The organism is Geodermatophilus sp. SMS 5-13, assembly GCF_059428245.1.
In genome coordinates this window covers 329,487-347,059 of record NZ_CP165729.1, presented here as the reverse complement: position 1 = coordinate 347,059, position 17,573 = coordinate 329,487, and the positions used below count along the sequence as shown (strand labels likewise).

At 73.3% G+C, this 17,573-nt stretch carries 14 protein-coding genes and 1 tRNA gene; 10 read left to right on the top strand and 5 right to left on the bottom strand.

Annotation, left to right across the window (positions count from 1 at the left end; all coding sequences use genetic code 11):
* Positions 1–42 precede the first annotated feature (42 nt).
* Positions 43–2,394 carry a transglycosylase domain-containing protein gene (locus AB3388_RS01640; protein ID WP_495409009.1) on the top strand — a complete coding sequence of 784 codons (2,352 nt, stop codon included), beginning with the start codon at positions 43–45 and terminating at the stop codon, positions 2,392–2,394.
* A 21-nt stretch (positions 2,395–2,415) separates the two neighbouring features.
* Here the strand turns inward: AB3388_RS01640 and AB3388_RS01635 are convergent, their stop codons facing one another.
* The gene (locus AB3388_RS01635) at positions 2,416–2,874 is read right to left on the bottom strand and encodes a GatB/YqeY domain-containing protein (protein WP_495409008.1); all 459 of its coding nucleotides are present in this window, start codon (positions 2,872–2,874) and stop codon (positions 2,416–2,418) included.
* A gap of 54 nt (positions 2,875–2,928) precedes the next feature.
* On the opposite strand from AB3388_RS01635, the gene AB3388_RS01630 reads away from it, so the two are divergent.
* The 3 genes from AB3388_RS01630 to AB3388_RS01620 all read left to right on the top strand — a co-directional run bounded on the left by AB3388_RS01630 (position 2,929) and on the right by AB3388_RS01620 (position 5,822).
* Complete coding sequence (locus AB3388_RS01630; RefSeq protein WP_495409007.1) at positions 2,929–3,840, top strand: metallophosphoesterase; 912 nt, start codon at positions 2,929–2,931, stop codon at positions 3,838–3,840.
* A 50-nt stretch (positions 3,841–3,890) separates the two neighbouring features.
* Positions 3,891–3,964: transfer RNA gene (locus tag AB3388_RS01625), tRNA-Pro, on the top strand.
* A gap of 58 nt (positions 3,965–4,022) precedes the next feature.
* Positions 4,023–5,822, top strand: coding sequence for a S9 family peptidase (locus tag AB3388_RS01620; RefSeq protein ID WP_495409006.1), 1,800 nt, complete (start codon positions 4,023–4,025; stop codon positions 5,820–5,822).
* On the opposite strand, the gene AB3388_RS01615 is transcribed toward AB3388_RS01620, so the two are convergent.
* Genes AB3388_RS01615 through AB3388_RS01605 form a run of 3 tightly spaced genes read right to left on the bottom strand, consistent with a single transcriptional unit; the run spans position 5,749 to position 9,373 of the window.
* On the bottom strand, positions 5,749–7,053 hold the full coding sequence (locus AB3388_RS01615; RefSeq protein ID WP_495409005.1) for a glycosyltransferase family 87 protein: 1,305 nt from the start codon (positions 7,051–7,053) through the stop codon (positions 5,749–5,751). The two genes, AB3388_RS01620 and AB3388_RS01615, sit on opposite strands and share 74 nt — an antisense overlap.
* Before the next feature lie 2 nt (positions 7,054–7,055).
* Entirely contained in the window at positions 7,056–8,108 is a 1,053-nt protein-coding gene (locus AB3388_RS01610) for an aspartate-semialdehyde dehydrogenase (protein ID WP_495409004.1), read from the bottom strand.
* A complete protein-coding gene (locus AB3388_RS01605; RefSeq protein ID WP_495409003.1) occupies positions 8,105–9,373 on the bottom strand; it encodes an aspartate kinase in 1,269 nt (422 codons plus the stop codon). Before AB3388_RS01605 ends, AB3388_RS01610 begins: the two co-directional genes overlap by 4 nt.
* A gap of 24 nt (positions 9,374–9,397) precedes the next feature.
* Between AB3388_RS01605 and AB3388_RS01600 the strand changes: the two genes are divergently transcribed.
* The 5 genes from AB3388_RS01600 to AB3388_RS01580 all read left to right on the top strand — a co-directional run bounded on the left by AB3388_RS01600 (position 9,398) and on the right by AB3388_RS01580 (position 14,785).
* On the top strand, positions 9,398–10,990 hold the full coding sequence (locus AB3388_RS01600) for a phospholipase D family protein (RefSeq protein ID WP_495409002.1): 1,593 nt from the start codon (positions 9,398–9,400) through the stop codon (positions 10,988–10,990).
* Between the two features lie 177 nt (positions 10,991–11,167).
* Complete coding sequence (locus AB3388_RS01595; RefSeq protein WP_495409001.1) at positions 11,168–11,794, top strand: helix-turn-helix transcriptional regulator; 627 nt, start codon at positions 11,168–11,170, stop codon at positions 11,792–11,794.
* A 163-nt stretch (positions 11,795–11,957) separates the two neighbouring features.
* Entirely contained in the window at positions 11,958–13,697 is a 1,740-nt protein-coding gene (leuA, locus tag AB3388_RS01590) for a 2-isopropylmalate synthase (RefSeq protein WP_495409000.1), read from the top strand.
* A gap of 53 nt (positions 13,698–13,750) precedes the next feature.
* Positions 13,751–13,906, top strand: a complete 156-nt coding sequence (locus AB3388_RS01585; RefSeq protein ID WP_495408999.1) for a hypothetical protein — start codon at positions 13,751–13,753, stop codon at positions 13,904–13,906.
* A 138-nt stretch (positions 13,907–14,044) separates the two neighbouring features.
* A complete protein-coding gene (locus AB3388_RS01580; protein ID WP_495408998.1) occupies positions 14,045–14,785 on the top strand; it encodes a VOC family protein in 741 nt (246 codons plus the stop codon).
* A gap of 69 nt (positions 14,786–14,854) precedes the next feature.
* On the opposite strand, the gene AB3388_RS01575 is transcribed toward AB3388_RS01580, so the two are convergent.
* The gene (locus AB3388_RS01575) at positions 14,855–16,666 is read right to left on the bottom strand and encodes an ABC-F family ATP-binding cassette domain-containing protein (protein WP_495408997.1); all 1,812 of its coding nucleotides are present in this window, start codon (positions 16,664–16,666) and stop codon (positions 14,855–14,857) included.
* Between the two features lie 120 nt (positions 16,667–16,786).
* On the opposite strand from AB3388_RS01575, the gene AB3388_RS01570 reads away from it, so the two are divergent.
* The gene (locus AB3388_RS01570; RefSeq protein ID WP_495408996.1) at positions 16,787–17,545 is read left to right on the top strand and encodes a hypothetical protein; all 759 of its coding nucleotides are present in this window, start codon (positions 16,787–16,789) and stop codon (positions 17,543–17,545) included.
* Positions 17,546–17,573 lie beyond the last annotated feature (28 nt).

Below are 17,573 nucleotides of genomic sequence, written 5' to 3'. Positions count from 1 at the left end.
CGCGACCGCGTCCGAGCCGCGGGCCACGTACCCTGGCCTGCGATGTCGGATAATGCGCGATTCCGGACCAGGCTGCTCGCCAAGCTCGCCGGAACGATCGTCCTGGCCGGTGCCCTGCTCGCCGGCGTCCTGTTCCCGTGGATCGGCGGAACGGGCCTGGTGGCCCGCAACTCCGCCTCGCTGCTCGACGCGCTGCCCAGCGAGCTGACCGACCGGACACCGGCCGGCCCCAGCAAGGTGGTCGCCGCGGACGGCTCGCTGATCACGAACTTCTACACGAACAACCGGACGCCGGTGGCGAGCGACCAGATCGCCGACGTGATGAAGCAGGCGCTGGTCGACATCGAGGACTCGCGCTTCTACGAGCACAACGGCCTCGACGTCCAGGGCACCCTGCGCGCCCTGGTCACGAACGTGGCCGCGGGCTCGGTGCGGGAGGGCGGCTCGACGCTGACCCAGCAGCTGGTCAAGCAGACCCTGCTGCAGACCGCGGCGACGCCGGAGGAGCGGCGGGCGGCCACCGAGCAGACGCCGGGCCGCAAGCTGCGCGAGGCCCGGCTGGCCCTCGCCCTGGAGGAGAAGTACTCCAAGGAGGAGATCCTCACCCGGTATCTGAACATCGTGTACTTCGGTGAGGGCGCGTACGGCATCCAGGCCGCCGCGCAGCGCTACTTCAGCGTCAACGCGGCCGACCTGAACCTGCCGCAGGCGGCGATGCTGGCCGGCCTGGTGCAGAGCCCGACCAACGACGACCCGATCACCAACCCGGAGAACGCCAAGGCCCGGCGCGACCAGGTGCTGCAGCGGATGAACCGGCTCGGGCACATCGACGACAAGGAACTCGCCGACGCGACCGCCGCGCCGGTGCAGGTGATCGAGGGGCAGAGCCCGCCCAACGGCTGCATCGACGCCGCGGTCGGCGGCTTCTTCTGCGCCTACCTCAAGAGCTACCTGGTCAACACGCTGGGCCTCACCGACCAGCAGATCAACGACAGCGGGCTGACCATCCAGACCTCGCTGCGCCCCGACATGCAGGTCGCCGGCGACCAGGCGGTGCTCAACACGCTGCCGATGGGCGCGTCCCTGGCCGGCATGTACACCGCGGTCGAGCCCGGCACCGGGCACGTGCTGGCGATGAGCGTCAACCGCCGCTACGGCTGCGACGCGCAGGAGTGCGAGTCCGTCGTCCTCAACACCGCGGCCAGCCAGGGCTCGGGCTCGACGTACAAGGTGTTCACCGCGGCAGCCGCCCTCGAGGAGGGCTACTCGCAGTACTACACGCTGACGACCGGCAACCGGTACACGTCGCGGGTCTACAAGAACGGCGGCGGCGCCTACTCCGTCGAGAACGCCGGCAACTACCCGAGCACGCTGGACATGGTGCGGGCGCTGTACATGTCCTCCAACACGTACTTCGTGGCCCTGGAGGACGCCCTCGGCAGCGTCGAGAAGCCGGTGCGGATGGCCCAGCGGATGGGCCTGCACTCCATCGACGGGATCGCCGACCAGATCATCGACGAGGAGCGCGGGTCGTTCACCCTCGGCGCGGAGCCGACCAGCCCGCTGGACCTGGCCAGCGCCTACTCGACGCTGGCCGCCAGCGGCACCCAGTGCGACCCGACGCCGGTGGTGCAGATCCTCGACCGGTCGGGCCAGCCGCTCACCGACGACGACGGCAACCCGGTGATCACCGACGACAACTGCCACGCCGACGCGATCCCGAGCGGCGTGGCGACCACCCTGAACCAGATCCTCCGCAAGGACGTCGAGCCCGGGAACTCGGGCCAGACCGGTGCCCGTGCCTACGTGCCGGGGCACCAGATCGCCGGCAAGACCGGCACCTCGCAGAGCAACTTCTCGGCGGCCTTCGTCGGCTACACGCCCGAGTACACGGCCAGCGTCATGGTGCTCAACCCCAAGGAGAACCAGAACGTCGGCGGCTTCGGCGGCAACAAGCCGGCGACGATCTGGCACGACGCGATGGCGCCGATCCTCAACGCCGCCCCGACCGCGGACTTCCCGCCGGCCGACCAGACCGTCATGAACGGCAACACGCGCGTCGTGCCGAACTGCGGGTCGGTCAGCCGCTGCAAGTCGGTGCTGGAGTCGGCCGGGTTCCGCTACGACACCGCCGAGGTGGAGAGCGACGAGGAGGAGGGCACGTTCGTCGGCCTGAACCCGCCGTCGGGCTCGCGGGCCACGCAGGACCAGACGATCACCATCCAGGTCAGCGACGGCTCCGGCTTCGTGGCGGAGCCGGCCAACCCGGCGCCGCCCGCCGAGGGTGACAACTCCCAGGACGGCGATGCCGGCAACGGTCCCGGCACCGGCGGCGGCGACAACTCCGGTCCGGGCAACAACAACGACGGCGGTGGGGGCGGCGGGAACGGCTGACGGGCCGGTCCGCCGCAACGGTCAGCCGAAGCCGAGCTGGCGGCGCACCTCCGCCGCCACGCGTGAGCCCTCGGCCCGCCCCGCGACGGAGGCCTGCGCCGCGCCCATGACGCGGCCCATGTCCTTGATGCCGGACGCCCCGGTCTGCGTGATGACGTCGGCGACGAGCGCGGCGAGGTCGGCGTCCTCCATCTGCGCGGGCAGGTAGCCGGCGAGGACCTCTCCCTCGGCCCGTTCCCGGTCGGCCTGCTCGGCGCGGCCGGCCTCGGCGAAGGCGTCGGCGGCCTCACGCCGCTTCTTGGCCTCCCGCCGCAGCACCGCCTGCACCTCGTCGTCGCTGAGCTCCCGGGCCTCCTTGCCGGCGACCTCCTCGGCGCTGACCGCGGCCAGGGCCATGCGCAGCGTCGCGGTGCGCAGCTCGTCGCGGCTCTTCATCGCGGTGGTCAGGTCGGCGCGCAGCTGGTCCTTGAGCTCGGTCACGCTGCCAGCCTGGCACGGCACGTCCTGTGACGAGAGCCCGTACCCTGGGCTCTCGTGCGCTGGTACACCGCCCTGCCCTCCGCCGCCGTCGCCGCCGGGACGGCGACCGTCGCCTACGCGAGCCTCTACGAGCGCACCCGGTGGACGCTGCGCCGCTTCGACGTCCCGGTCCTCGCGCCCGGGTCTCGCCCGCTGTCGTTGCTGCACCTGTCCGACCTGCACATGACCGCCGGTCAGCGGGACAAGCAGGAGTGGGTCGCCGGGCTGGCCGAGCTGGAGCCGGACCTGGTCATCGACACCGGCGACAACCTGGCCGGCTTCGACGCGGTGGCGCCCACGCTCCGGGCACTGGACCCGCTGCTGGACCGGCCGGGCGCCTTCGTCACGTCGTCCAACGACTACTTCGCGCCCAGGCCGAAGAACCCCCTGAAGTACTTCAAGAAGAACCACAAGCGGGTGCACGGCGAGCGGCTGCCGTGGCGGGACCTCCGTGACGGGCTTGTCGAGCGCGGCTGGCTGAACCTGACCAACGCGCGCGGCGAGCTCACCGTCGACGGACGGCGGATCTCCTTCGCCGGGCTGGACGACCCGCACCTGAAGCTGGACCGCTACGAGCGCGTCGGCGGCCCCGCCGACCCGACGGCGGACCTGCGCATCGGCCTCGTGCACTCCCCCGAGCCGCGGGTGCTCGACCGCTTCGCCGCCGACGGCTACGACCTGCTGCTGTGCGGCCACACCCACGGCGGCCAGCTGCGGGTGCCGTTCTACGGGGCCCTGGTCACCAACTGCGGCATCGACCGCGACCGGGTGCGGTGGCTGCACCGCTGGGCCGAGCCGACGCAGAGCAACCCGAACGGCACCTGGCTGCACGTCTCGGCCGGCCTGGGCACCAGCCCCTACGCCCCCGTGCGCTTCGCCTGCCCGCCCGAGGCGACGCTGCTGACGCTGACCGCGCGGGAGTGCTGAGGCCCGCTGCCGGGTCCGCCGCAGCGGCGGGTTAGACTCGTCGAGCACCTCGGGGTGTGGCGCAGCTTGGTAGCGCGCGTCGTTCGGGACGACGAGGTCGCAGGTTCAAATCCTGTCACCCCGACTTGAGTGCTCAGGGGCCGCCGATGGCGGCCCCTGAGTCGTTCTACGAGGAGGAATGCGTGCCCGCCGTACCCGACGCCCCTGCCCTGTCCCCCGAGGTCACCGCGCGCTGGCAGGCGCGGTTCCGGGCGCCGCGGGTGAGCCTGCCGCAGTGGGCCGACGACGCGCCCGACCGCTGCCTCTACACCTCGGACGTGAGCGGCGTCGTCGAGCAGTACGCGTGGGACCGCGCCACCGGCACCCACCGCCAGGTCACCGACCGGCCCAACGGCACGCTGATCGGCACCATCTCCCCCGACGGCGAGACGATCTGGTGGTTCGCCGACACCGACGGCGACGAGTTCGGCACCTGGCGGACCCAGCCGTTCGCGGGCGGCCCGGACGCCGAGCCGCTGCCCGAGGTCGGCCCCGCCTACCCCGCCGGGCTGGAGATCGGCCGGTCCCTGGTGGCGGTGGGCCGCTCCACGGACGACGGCAGCGAGCTGTGGCTGGCGCCGTCCGCCGGCGCCGCCCGCGTGGTCTACCGGCACGAGGACCCCGCGTCGGTCGACGCCCTGACCCGGGACGACGAGCTGCTGGTCATCTCCCACTCCGAGCACGGCGACCCGCGCTACCCGGCGCTGCGCGTGCTGCGCACCGCGGACGACTCCGTCGTCGCCGACAAGTGGGACGGCGAGGGCCGCGGCCTGCACGCCCTGGAGTTCGGCCCGCTGCCCGGCGACCGCCGGCTGCTGGTCGGGCACGAGCGGCGCGGCCGCGAGGAGCTGCTGATCTGGGACCTCGCCACCGGCGAGGAGACCGAGCTCGCCCTGGACCTGCCCGGCGACGTGACCGCCGGGTGGTACCCGGACGGGTCGGCGCTGCTGGTCGGTCACGACTCGGCCGCCCGCAGCGAGCTCTACCGCTACGACCTGGCCGGCGGGACGCTGCTGCGCCTGGACACCCCGCAGGGCGTCGTGCGAGGCGCCACGGCGCGGCCGGACGGCACGGTGGAGCTCGCCTGGTCCTCGTCGGAGAGGCCACCGGTGATCCGCCGGGCCGACGGCCCCGTCGTCCTCTCGGTGTCCGAGGATGAGCCGCCGGCCGCCTACCCGGTCGAGGACCGCTGGGTGCCCGGCCCGGGCGGCGACGTGCACGCCCTGCTGGTCCGCCCGGAGGGGCCGGCGCCGTACGCGACGGCGTTCCTGGTGCACGGCGGTCCGGAGTCCCTCGACGACGACTCCTACCGCGCCCGGCGGGCGGCCTACGTCGACGCCGGCTACGCGGTCGTGCACGTGAACTACCGCGGCTCGGTCGGCTACGGCAGCGAGTGGCGCGACGCCCTCACCGGCCGGCCCGGGCTGACCGAGCTCGAGGACGTCGCCGCCGTCTACGACGCGCTGGTCGCCGAGGGCGTGGTCGACCCGGCCCGCGCGCTGCTCTCGGGCGGCTCCTGGGGCGGCTTCCTGACCCTGCTCGCGCTCGGCACGCAGCCCGAGCGGTGGGCGGCCGGCATCGCCGAGGTGCCGGTCGCGGACTACCTGGCCGCCTACGAGGACGAGATGGAGGGGCTGCGGGCCTACGACCGGGCGCTGTTCGGCGGCTCCCCCGACGACGTGCGCGACGTCTTCGTGCGGTCCTCCCCGATCACCTACGTCGAGAAGGTCGCCGCGCCCGTGCTCGTGGTGGCCGGGGCCAACGACCCGCGCTGCCCGATCCGGCAGATCGACAACTACCTCGGCGAGCTGGACCGGCTGGGCAAGCCGCACGAGGTGTACCGGTTCGACGCCGGCCACGGCTCGCTGGTCATCGAGGAGACGATCCGGCAGGTCGAGGTGGCGCTGTCGTTCGCGCTGAGGACGGTGCCGCCGACCCGCTGAGCCGTCGCACCGGCAGCACGGCCAGCAGGGCCAGCACGATGACCGCGTAGACGTCGTCGGCGAGCAGCCCGAGCAGCCCGTGCCGGTACCCCTGGCCCGGCACGCCCTCCACCCCGAACCACATCACCGACAGCCCGAACGCCAGGACGACGGCGAGCACGGCGACAGCCGCCCCGGCCCGCACCGGACGCTGCCGCGCCGGCACGACGCCGCGCACCGGCGTCCCGGCCGCCACGTCGACGAGGACGACGGCGGCCGGCAGCACCCAGTAGAGGTGGTGGGTCCAGGTGATCGGGCTGACCGCGCACGAGGCCAGGCCGACCAGGGTGAACGCGACGAGCTCGTCGCCGGCCCGGCAGGCCCGCACCGCGCGCCGCAGGGCGAACACGAGAACCGCTGCGGCGAGCACCGCCCACAGCGCCCGGTTCGGCTCGTCCGTGACGGTCGCCCGGGCCAGGACGCCGAGCAGGGACTGGTTGGTCTGCTTGCTGACCGGACCGACCCGGGAGTCGTCCCAGAGGTCCGCCGTCCAGTACGTCCAGGACGCCCGGCCGTCGGCGAGGAACCCGATCAGCGTGGCGGCGAGGAAGGTGCCGATCGCCGTGGCCGCGGGCCGCAGCCGCCGGGTCAGCAGCAGGTAGAGGACGAACAGGCCGGGGGCCACCTTCAGCGCCGCGGCCAGCCCGATGCCGACCCCGGCCCACGGCCGTCCGCGCTGCAGCGCCACGAGGTCGGTCAGGACCAGCCCGAGGATGAGCATGTTGATCTGCCCGTAGCCGAGGGTCTCCCGGATCGGCTCGAGCGCGAGGACCACCGGCACGGCCAGGGCCACGGTGAACGCCGGTGGCCAGCCGTGCCGGCGTGCGACGGGGACGAGCAGCACGGCCGTGATCACTGCGACGGCCACCAGGTTGGCGGTCAGGACCACCGCCACGGCCACCGTCAGCGGCACGAGGGCCAGCGGGACCATGACCAGCAGGGCGAACAGCGGATAGGTGAACCCGTACCGGGTGTCGCCCAGGCGGAAGTCGTAGAGCGGACGGTCGGCGAACCACCACTGCACCGAGCCGCGGTAGACGCGCAGATCGAAGAAGTCGTGCCAGACCGGGCGCTGCGAGACGTGGAAGACCACGAACCAGGCCGCGGCGGCCACGGCGGCGACGGCGAGAACCTGCAGCGCCGTCCGCACCAGGGCCGGCGTCCTCGTCTCGGACGGCGCGGCCCCGCTCATGCTCAGCGGGACTGCGCGACGAGCTCGGCGATCTGGACGGTGTTGAGCGCTGCGCCCTTGCGCAGGTTGTCGTTGCTGACGAACAGCGCCAGCCCGCGGCCGTCGGGCACGCCGGGGTCCTGGCGGATCCGGCCGACGTAGCTCGGGTCCTGGCCGGCGGCCTGCAGCGGGTTCGGCACGGTCGTGAGCTCCACTCCGGGCGCGCCGGTGAGCAGCTCGGTGGCCCGCTCGACCGACAGCGGCCGGGCGAACTCGACGTTGAGCGACAGCGAGTGGCCGGTGAAGACCGGCACGCGCACGCAGGTGCCCGACACGAGCAGCTCCGGGATGCCGAGGATCTTGCGGCTCTCGTTGCGGAGCTTCTGCTCCTCGTCGGTCTCGAAGCTGCCGTCGTCGACGAGCGAACCTGCCATCGGCAGCACGTTGAACGCGATCGGGCGGACGTACTTGACCGGCTCGGGGAAGGTGACGGCCGCGCCGTCGTGGGTGAGCTCGGTGGCCTTGTCGGCGACGGACCGCACCTGGGTGTCGAGCTCCTCGACGCCGGCCAGGCCGCTGCCGGAGACCGCCTGGTACGTGCTGGCGACGATCCGGGTCAGCTGCGCCTCGTCGTGCAGCGGCTTGAGCACCGGCATCGCGGCCATGGTCGTGCAGTTGGGGTTGGCGATGATGCCCTTGCGCATCTCGGCCAGGGCGTGCGGGTTGACCTCGGCGACGATCAGCGGGACGTCGGGGTCGCGCCGGAACGCGGAGCTGTTGTCGATGACGGTCACGCCGGCCTCGGCGAACCGCGGGGCCTGCACCTTCGAGGTGCTGGCGCCGGCCGAGAACAGCGCGACGTCCAGGCCGGTGGGGTCGGCGAGCGCGGCGTCCTCGACCTCGATCTCCCCACCGGCCCACGGCAGGGTGCTGCCGGCCGAGCGCGCGGAGGCGAAGAACCGCAGCTCGCTGACCGGGAAGTCCCGCTCGGCCAGGATCTGCCGCATCACGCCGCCGACCTGGCCGGTGGCGCCGACGACGCCGACCCGCAGCCCGTTGCCCCTGAAGATGCTCATCGTCCGGTCCCTCCGTAGACCACGGCCTCGACCTCGTCGGTGCCCAGGTCGAACGCGTCGTGCACCGCGCGGACCGCGACGTCGACGTCGGTGTCGCGGCAGACCACGGAGATGCGGATCTCCGAGGTGCTGATCAGCTCCAGGTTGACCCCCGCGTCGGCGAGCGCGCCGAAGAACTTCGCCGAGACGCCGGGGTGCGAGCGCATGCCCGCGCCGACCAGCGACACCTTGCCGATGTGCTGGTCGAAGCTCACGTCGGTGAAGCCGACGGTGTGCTTCACGTTCTCCAGCGCGGCGAGCGCGGCCGGGCCGTCGCTCTTGGGCAGCGTGAAGGAGATGTCGGCGAGCTTGCTGGCCTCGGCCGACACGTTCTGCACGATCATGTCGATGTTGATCTCGGCGTCGGCGAGCACACGGAAGATCTGCGCCGCCTCGCCTGGGCGGTCCGGCACGCCGTAGACGGTGATCTTGCCCTCGCTGCGGTCGTGCGCGACGCCGGTGATGATCGCCTGTTCCACCGAGAGGTCCTCCATCGAGCCGGTCACGATCGTGCCGGGGAGCTGGGAGTAGGAGCTGCGGACGTGCACCGGGATGCCGTACCTGCGGGCGTACTCGACGCAGCGGAGCATGAGCACCTTGGCGCCGGACGCGGCGAGCTCGAGCATCTCCTCGTAGGTGATGGTCGAAAGCCGCCGGGCGTTGGGGACGATCCGCGGGTCGGCGGTGAAGACGCCGTCGACGTCCGTGTAGATCTCGCAGACGTCGGCCTCGAGCGCCGCGGCGACCGCCACCGCGGTGGTGTCGGACCCGCCACGGCCGAGCGTGGTGATGTCCTTGGTGTCCTGGCTGACGCCCTGGAAGCCGGCCACGATGACGATCGAGCCCTCGTCGAGCGCCGAGCGCAGCCGGCCGGGGGTGACGTCGATGATCCGCGCCTTGCCGTGGCTGGACGTGGTGATCACGCCCGCCTGCGAGCCGGTGAACGAGCGCGCCTCGTAGCCGTGCGTGGAGATGGCGATGGCCAGCAGCGCCATCGAGATGCGCTCACCGGCCGTGAGGAGCATGTCGAGTTCGCGGCCGGGCGGGTCGTCGGTGATCTGGCTGGCCTGGTCGAGCAGCTCGTCGGTCGTGTCGCCCATGGCGGAGACCACGACGACGACGTCGTGGCCGTCCTTCTTGGCGCCCACGATCCGCTCGGCGACGCGCTTCATGTGCGCTGCGGAGGCGACGGACGAGCCGCCGTACTTCTGGACGACGAGAGCCACGGGTCAACAGGCTACCGTCGCCGCGTGCAGGATCCCGAGCAGTGGCTGCTCAGCGCCGAGGAGCGCGGCAACCCGGCGACGGGCATCCCGGCCTGGACGGCGGGCAACCTCGCCGAGCCGCTGATCCACGGCGCCGCCTACTTCGACCGGCTGGTCGAGGAGGTGGAAGCGCTCGGTCCCGGTGACCAGCTGTTCTTCACCGACTGGCGCGGCGATCCCGACGAGCGGCTACGCGCGGAGGGCCCGACCGTCGCCGAGCTGTTCACCGCTGCCAGCCGCCGCGGCGTGTGCGTCCGCGGCCTGGTGTGGCGGTCGCACTGGGACAAGCTGTCCTTCAGCAAGGAGGAGAACCGGGCGCTGGACAGCGAGATCGAGCACGGCGGCGGTGAGGTCCTGCTCGACCAGCGGGTGCGGCGCATGGGCAGCCACCACCAGAAGTTCGTCGTCCTGCGGCACGCGGGCGACCCGTCCCGCGACGTCGCGTTCGCCGGCGGGATCGATCTGTGCCACTCGCGCCGGGACGACGCCACGCACGCCGGCGATCCGCAGCCGCAACCGATGGCCCAGGCCTACGGGCCCACCCCGCCCTGGCACGACGTGCAGCTCGAGCTCCGCGGTCCGACGGTCGCGGTGCTGGACACGATCTTCCGCGAACGCTGGGACGACCCGGACAGTCCCGACTCCGACCACCCCCTCGCGTGGATCCGGGACCACTGGCGGCACGCCCGGCTGCGCGCCGATCCCCTGCCGCCGCAGCTCCCCCCGCCGCCGGAGTGCGGCCCGCACGTCGTCCAGCACCTGCGCACCTATCCGGCGATCCGACCCCGGTACGACTTCGCACCGGACGGCGAGCGGTCGGTGGCCCGCGGCTACTCGAAGGCAGTCGAGCGGGCGCGGCGGCTGATCTACCTCGAGGACCAGTACATGTGGTCGGCCGACGTCGCCCGGCTGTTCGCCAAGTCCCTGGCCGAGCACCCCGACCTGCACCTCGTCGTCGTCGTGCCGCGGGTGCCGGACCAGGACGGCGCGTTCGCCGAGCGGCCGCAGTACGTCGGGCGCTGGCAGGCGATCGAGATGTGCCGGCGCGCGGGACGGGACCGCGTGCACGTCTTCGACGTGGAGAACCACGAGGGCACGCCGGTGTACGTGCACGCCAAGGTCTGCGTCGTCGACGACGTCTGGGTCAGCGTCGGCAGCGACAACTTCAACCGGCGCTCCTGGACGCACGACAGCGAGCTGTCCTCCGCCGTCCTCGACACCACGCTGGACCTCCGTGAGCCCCGCGACCCGGCCGGCACCGGCGAGGGGGCGCGGGTGTTCGCCCGGAACCTGCGGCTCACGCTCGCCCGCGAGCACCTCGACCGCGACCCCGGCGGCAGTGAGGACGACGACCTGCTCGATCCGGCGCGGTTCGTCGCCGCCCTGAACGCGAGCGCCGACGCGCTGCGGGCGTGGCACGAGGGCGGCCGCCGCGGACCACGCCCACCCGGCCGGCTGCGCCCGCACAGCCCCGAACGGCTCTCGCTGCGCACCCGCGTCTGGGCCACGCCGATCTACCGGCTCTTCGACGACCCGGACGGCCGCCCCCTCCGGCTGCGCCTCAAGCGCGAGTTCTGAGCCCTTCCCCGCAGCCCGGCCGGAGGCCTCGCCCACCACCAGTTCCGGCCATGCTTGTGCTCTGCCCAGCATCGTGGGCAGAGCACAAGCATCGTCAGAACACTCCCTCGCGAGGCACCATCCACAGATCGGCGGGCGACCGCCCGCTCGCCCCCGCACTCCCCTGACGCTGTCCGGGTGCCGTTCTCCCTCTCCGGTGCGGTTCGCCGGATCCGACGCATCGCCGACCTCTCACAGCGGGAGCTGGCCGCTCGTCTCCGCGTCTCGAAGTCCGCCGTCGCGGCCGCGGAGAGCGGTGCGGGCGGCTTCGACGCGCGGGTCCTGGCTGCCGCGGCAGAGCTCGCCGGGCTGCGGCTCGCCTTGCTCGACGCAGCCGGCGTAGAGGTGACGGGTATGGCCGACGGTGCCGTGAGGGACCAGGCGGGACGCCGGTTCCCGGCCCACCTCGACACCCGTTACGGGGACCAGTACTGGTGGCACGGCGACGAGCGCTACAGCCGGGAGCAGCCCTGGTACACCTTCGACCGCGTCCGCGAGTGGCGCGATCTCCGGCGCGACCGTCTCGGCACACCGGGTGACCACCAGCTCCCCCAGCCCGGGGACTCGCCGCGGCAGCGCAGCGAGGCGCGTCGGCTGGCGGCGAAGCGCCGGCGGCGGGAGGAGCACCAGCGGCGGTGGGCCGCCGGTGAGCTGCGCGGGTGGCCGGAGTGGGTCTGCGCGTGCCCACCGGAGTGCGCCGAGCTGGACCTCGGCGAACGGCCGGTGCACGCCGCGGAGTGCCCATGTGGGTGCGACGTGGACTGACTCGCTGCTACCGTGGGGGCGTGCGCGGCAGCCTCCTGCTTACCCGCCGCGGCGAGGCCCTCTCCTAGGTCGGCCCCCTCGCCGCGGAGTCCGTGCGTTCCCGGCGCCTGCTGACCGCCCCACCGGAGCTGAGTCCAGCCCGCGCCTCAGAGGAGCCCAGACCGTGAGCAACCCCAGCACGCACCCGCACGTACGCAATGCGCAGCAGCCCTCGCGCATGCCGATCCACCGCTACGCGCCGTTCACCCCGATCGAGCTGCCGGACCGCACCTGGCCGACCCGCGTCACGACCGTCGCCCCGCGCTGGTGCGCCGTCGACCTCCGCGACGGCAACCAGGCACTGATCGACCCCATGACGCCCGACCGCAAGCGGCGCATGTTCGAGCTGCTGGTCCGCATGGGCTACAAGGAGATCGAGGTCGGTTTCCCGGCGGCCAGCCAGACCGACTACGACTTCATCCGCCAGCTGGTCGAGGAGGACCTGGTCCCCGACGACGTCACGGTCCAGGTCCTGACCCAGGCCCGCGACGAGCTGATCGAGCGGACCTTCGAGTCGCTGCGTGGCGCGAAGCAGGCGATCGTCCACCTCTACAACTCGACCAGCACGCTGCAGCGGCGGGTGGTCTTCAACTCCGACCGCGCCGGCATCGTCGACATCGCCGTCCACGGCGCGCAGCTGGTCCGCAAGCTGGCCGAGGACATGGGCGACACCGAGATCCGGTTCGAGTACTCCCCCGAGTCCTTCACCGGCACCGAGCTGGACTTCGCCGTCGAGGTCTGCAACGCCGTCACCGACGTGTGGGAGCCGACGGTCGACCGGCCGACGATCATCAACCTGCCGGCCACCGTCGAGATGGCCGAGCCGACCGTCTACGCCGACCAGATCGAGTGGATGCACCGCAACCTCGGCCGCCGCGACGCGGTCGTGCTGAGCCTGCACCCGCACAACGACCGCGGCACCGCCGTCGCCGCCGCCGAGCTGGGCTACCGCGCCGGCGCCGACCGCATCGAGGGCTGCCTGTTCGGCAACGGCGAGCGCACCGGCAACGTCGACCTGATCACCCTCGGCCTGAACCTGTTCAGCCAGGGCGTCGACCCGCAGATCGACTTCTCCGACATCGACGAGATCCGCCGCACCGTCGAGTACTGCAACCAGATCGGCGTCCACGAGCGGCACCCCTACGGCGGCGACCTGGTCTACACCGCCTTCTCCGGCTCGCACCAGGACGCGATCAACAAGGGCTTCAAGGCCCTGGAGGTCGACGCCGCGGCCACCGGCACGCCGGTCGACGACATGCCGTGGGCCGTGCCCTACCTGCCGATCGACCCCAAGGACGTCGGCCGCAGCTACGAGGCGGTCATCCGGGTGAACAGCCAGTCCGGCAAGGGCGGCGTCGCCTACATCATGAAGACCGAGCACCACCTCGACCTGCCGCGCCGGCTGCAGATCGAGTTCAGCGGCGTCATCCAGCGGCACACCGACGACGAGGGCGGCGAGGTGACCGCCCAGCAGATGTGGTCGGCCTTCAGCGCCGAGTACCTGCCCGACCCGGCGGCGCCGTGGGGCCGCTTCGCGCTGACCGGGCACCGGCACCGGGCGCACGGCGAGCAGCTCGACGAGATGACCGTGGAGCTGACCGACCAGGGCGTCCCGGTGAGCATCTCCGGCCACGGCAACGGCCCGATCGCCGCCTTCGTCGACGCGCTGAAGAGCCTGGGCGTCGACGTCCGCGTGCTGGACTACGCCGAGCACGCGATGTCCGCGGGCGGCGACGCCCGCGCGGCCGCCTACGTCGAGTGCGCGGTCGGCGACCGCGTCCTGTGGGGCGTCGGCATCGACCCGAACATCGTCACCGCATCGCTGCGCGCAGTGGTCTCGGCGGTCAACCGGGCCCAGCGGTAGGAAGAGTTCGGGCAGGGGCGTCGGAGAAGCGGGCGCCCGGACGACGACCGGACATGAGCAGCAGCCCGGGGTCGCGCGCGGTGGGTCCACCGCCCGACCCCGGGCTGCTGGCCCGCCGCGGTCCGTGCCCAGGCGACGAGGCGTTGCTGGTGCGCGCCCGCACCCCCTTCCGCCGCGCGTACGTCCTCACCGGGGGCAGCGATGCCTGACCCGTTCACCCAGCTGCGGCGAACCGCCGACCGCGTGGAACCCGCCCCGCCTTCGCCGCTGAACTGCGCGAGCGCCTGCGCCGTGCCCTCCTCCAGCAGCCCCGTCCCACCGAGCCCGAGCCCACCGGAGGTCCCGCCATGTCGCACCTGACGCCCTACCTCGCCGTCCGCGACGCCCGTTCGGCGATGACCTGGTACGCCGAGGCCCTGGGCGCGCGCGTGGTCGGTGACCCCTACGTCATGGACGACGACCGGATCGGCCATGCCGAGCTCGAGATCGGCGCCGCGACCTTCTACCTCGCCGATGAGTACCCCGAGATGGGCCTCGTGGGACCGCAGGACGGCCAGGCGTCGGTGTCGCTGCACCTCTCCGTCGAGGACGTCGACGCCGCGGTCACGCGGGCCGCCGAACTCGGCGCGACCGTCGAGCGCCAGCCGGCCGACGCCCCCTACGGCCGGACCGGCGTCATCGTCGATCCGTACGCGCACCGCTGGATGCTGCAGACGCCGAACCCCGCGCCGCCGAGCGAGCCGCGGCCGCCGGTGCGCCCCGGCGACGCGGTCTACCTGACGCTGCAGGTGCCCGACGGCGCCCGCGCCCGCGACTTCTACGAGGCCGTCCTCGGCTGGTCCGCCGTCCCGGGGCGAGTGCCCGACGGCTGGCAGGTCGAGGGCCCGGTCCCGATGGTCGGCATCGGCGGCGGGTCCGACGAGCCGGGCATGGTCCCGATGTACGCCGTGGACGACCTCGAGGTCGCCGTCGCGGCGGTCCGGACGGCGGGCGGCCGGGCCGGCGACATCGAGCAGCAGCCGTACGGGCTCACCGCCCTGTGCCGGGACGACCAGGGCCTGCCGTTCTACCTCGGCCAGCCGAGCTGACGTATCTGGCGGCGGTGCCCGCCCTCTGTCCGCGTGATGGACGGGGAGCGGGCACCGCAGCGAGGGGGGTCAGCCCTCGGCGACCTCGGCTGCCGCGAGCCAGTCGGTCTCCACCCGGTCCTTCTCGGCGAGCAGCTCCCGCAACTTCGCGTCGAGCTCCATCACCGTGGCGTGGTCGGTCGCGGCGGCGGCCAGCTGCGCGTGCAGCTTCTCCTCGTCGGCGCTGAGCCTCTCCAGCCGTCGCTCGAGGCGGGCCGCCTCCTTGCGGGCGGTCCGGACCTCCGCCGCGGAGGGACCGGAGGCGGGGACGACGCCGGCCGGCGCCGGTCCGGTGCCGCCGGCCGGGCGCAGCTGCGCCTCCCCGGCCGCGCGGCGGGCCAGGTACTCCTCGACCCCGCCGGGCAGCGCGGCCAGCGAGCCGTCGCCGAGCAGCGCGACCACCGAGTCGCAGACCCGGTCGACGAAGTAGCGGTCGTGGCTGACCACCAGCACCGTGCCCGGGAACGAGTCGAGCAGGTCCTCGAGCGCGGTCAGGGTGTCGATGTCGAGGTCGTTGGTGGGCTCGTCGAGCACCAGCACGTTCGGCTCCCCCATGAGCAGCCGCAGCAGCTGCAACCGGCGCCGCTCGCCGCCGGAGAGGTCGCCGACCGGCGTCCACTGGCGGGCCGCGGCGAAGCCGAACCGCTCGGCCAGGGACGACGCGGAGATCTCCTGGTTGCCCACCCGGGCGATCCGGGCGACCTCCTGCACCGCCTCGAGCACCCGCAGCCGCCCCGGCAGCTCGGTGACGTGCTGGGAGAGGTAGGCCTCCGCCACCGTCTGGCCGCGCACCACCCGGCCGCGGTCGGGCTCGAGCTCGCCGACCAGCAGCCGCAGCAGCGAGGTCTTCCCGGCCCCGTTGACGCCGACGACGCCGATCCGGTCGCCCGGGCCGACGTGCCAGGTGAGGTCGCGGAACAGCGTCCGCTCCCCGTCGTCCGAGCGGACCGCGTAGTCGACGTCCTCGACGTCGTAGACGGTCTTCCCGAGCCGGCGGGCGGCGAAGCCCTTGAGGGCGAGCGACTCGCGTGGCGGCGGCTCGTCCGCGATGAGCGCCTCGGCCGCCTCGATGCGGAAGCGCGGCTTGCTGGTGCGCGCCGGCGGTCCGCGACGCAGCCAGGCCAGCTCCTTGCGGACCAGGTTCAGCCGGCGCTCCTCGGTGACCGCCGCGATCCGCGCCCGCTCGGCGCGGGCGAGGGTGTAGGCGGAGTAGCCGCCCTCGTAGGCGAAGACCTTGCCCTCGGCGACCTCCCACGTGGTCGAGCAGACCTCGTCGAGGAACCACCGGTCGTGGGTGACGACGACCAGGGCGCCGACCCGGCTCTTCACGTAGTCGGCCAGCCACGCCACCCCCTCGACGTCGAGGTGGTTGGTCGGCTCGTCGAGCACGAGCAGGTCCAGGGGGCGGATCAACTGGGCGGCCAGTGCCACCCGGCGCCGCTCGCCGCCGGACATGGGTGCCACGGGGGCATCCAGGCCGAGGCGGTCGAGCTCCAGGCCGGTGAGCACGCTGCGCACGGCCGGATCGGCCGCCCACTCGTGCTCGGCGGCGAACAGGGTCTCCGGCAGCACGACGTCGCGGACCGTCGTCCCCGGCGGCAGCGTGCCGGACTGGTCGAGGACGCCGACGGCGAGGTCCCCGCGGCGGGTGACCCGGCCGGAGTCGGCGTCCTCCCGGCCGGTGAGGACGCCGAGCAGCGTGGACTTCCCGCTCCCGTTGCGGCCGACCACACCGATCCGCTCCCCCGCGGCGACGCCGAGGGAGACGTCGTCGAGCAGGACGGTCGTGCCGTGCGCCTTGGACACGCGCTCCAGGGCGATGAGGTTCAGCGGCGCACTCATGAGAGCCCCAGTATTCCCGCCCCCTAGTGAGCCCCAAGAGCACCCCAAGTGATCCCCGACAAGGTCAGCACCGAACAAGGCACAGCGCCCCTCTCCGGGGCCGGAACGGGAGGACGGTCCATGAACGCGGCGGTCGCACTGCAGGACTCCGACGGCGCACGGGCGAACCGGCGGCCGGGGCTGCGCCGGGTGCCGCCCCCGGCGCCCGCTCCGGCCACCGTGTGGCTGGCCCGGCTGGCCCACCGCACGGCGGGAGGCCCGGCCGAGCACTCGCTGGTGCTGGTCAACTCCGACCGCTTCCCGGACGGCACCCCGGTGGACTTCAGCGCCCAGGACGCCCGCGGCCGCCGTCCGGCCGGCTGGCTGGTCGACGTCCGCTACCGGGCCTGCGACGGGCGGATCCTGCGGATCGACGTCGCCGAGTCCGTGGCCGCACCCGAGCCGCCGCTGTGGTTCGCCGAGATCGGGCACGCCACCAGCGGCGTGCCGTCGGTCTCGCTGGCCGCCTTCGCGGGCGGGGCCTACCCGGCCGGCGCACTGGTCGGCCCGCACGACGTGGCCCGCCGGGGCCTGCGGATGAGCGACCGGGTGGGCGAGATCCGCTGGTGGACCCGCTCCGGGGTCGTGGAGACCGTCACCGTCGAGCCGGTGTTCCGCCGGCAGGGCATCGGCCGGGTGCTGGTCGCCGCGGCGGAGGGTGTGCGGACCGTGCGCAGCTGGGCGCCGCTGACCACCGACGGCCGGCTCACCGACGCCGGCGCCGACTGGCTCTCCGGAGCCCCCGCGTACTGGCGGCCGCGCCTCGCCGAGCGGACCGCGCACCTGCCCGAGGACGACGAGTCCGAGGGGCCGACCGGCGTCGCACGCCTCCTCCGCTGACGCGGCGCCGGTCAGCAGGTGCTTTATC

Bases quoted from the DNA above. Each gene is read 5' to 3' on its own strand.
- AB3388_RS01640 (WP_495409009.1), top strand. From the start codon at position 43: ATGTCGGATAATGCGCGATTCCGGACCAGGCTGCTCGCCAAGCTCGCC.
- AB3388_RS01615 (WP_495409005.1), bottom strand. From the start codon at position 7,053: ATGAGCGGGGCCGCGCCGTCCGAGACGAGGACGCCGGCCCTGGTGCGG.
- AB3388_RS01610 (WP_495409004.1), bottom strand. From the start codon at position 8,108: ATGAGCATCTTCAGGGGCAACGGGCTGCGGGTCGGCGTCGTCGGCGCC.
- AB3388_RS01585 (WP_495408999.1), top strand. From the start codon at position 13,751: ATGAGCAGCAGCCCGGGGTCGCGCGCGGTGGGTCCACCGCCCGACCCC.
- AB3388_RS01580 (WP_495408998.1), top strand. From the start codon at position 14,045: ATGTCGCACCTGACGCCCTACCTCGCCGTCCGCGACGCCCGTTCGGCG.
- AB3388_RS01575 (WP_495408997.1), bottom strand. From the start codon at position 16,666: ATGAGTGCGCCGCTGAACCTCATCGCCCTGGAGCGCGTGTCCAAGGCG.
- AB3388_RS01570 (WP_495408996.1), top strand. From the start codon at position 16,787: ATGAACGCGGCGGTCGCACTGCAGGACTCCGACGGCGCACGGGCGAAC.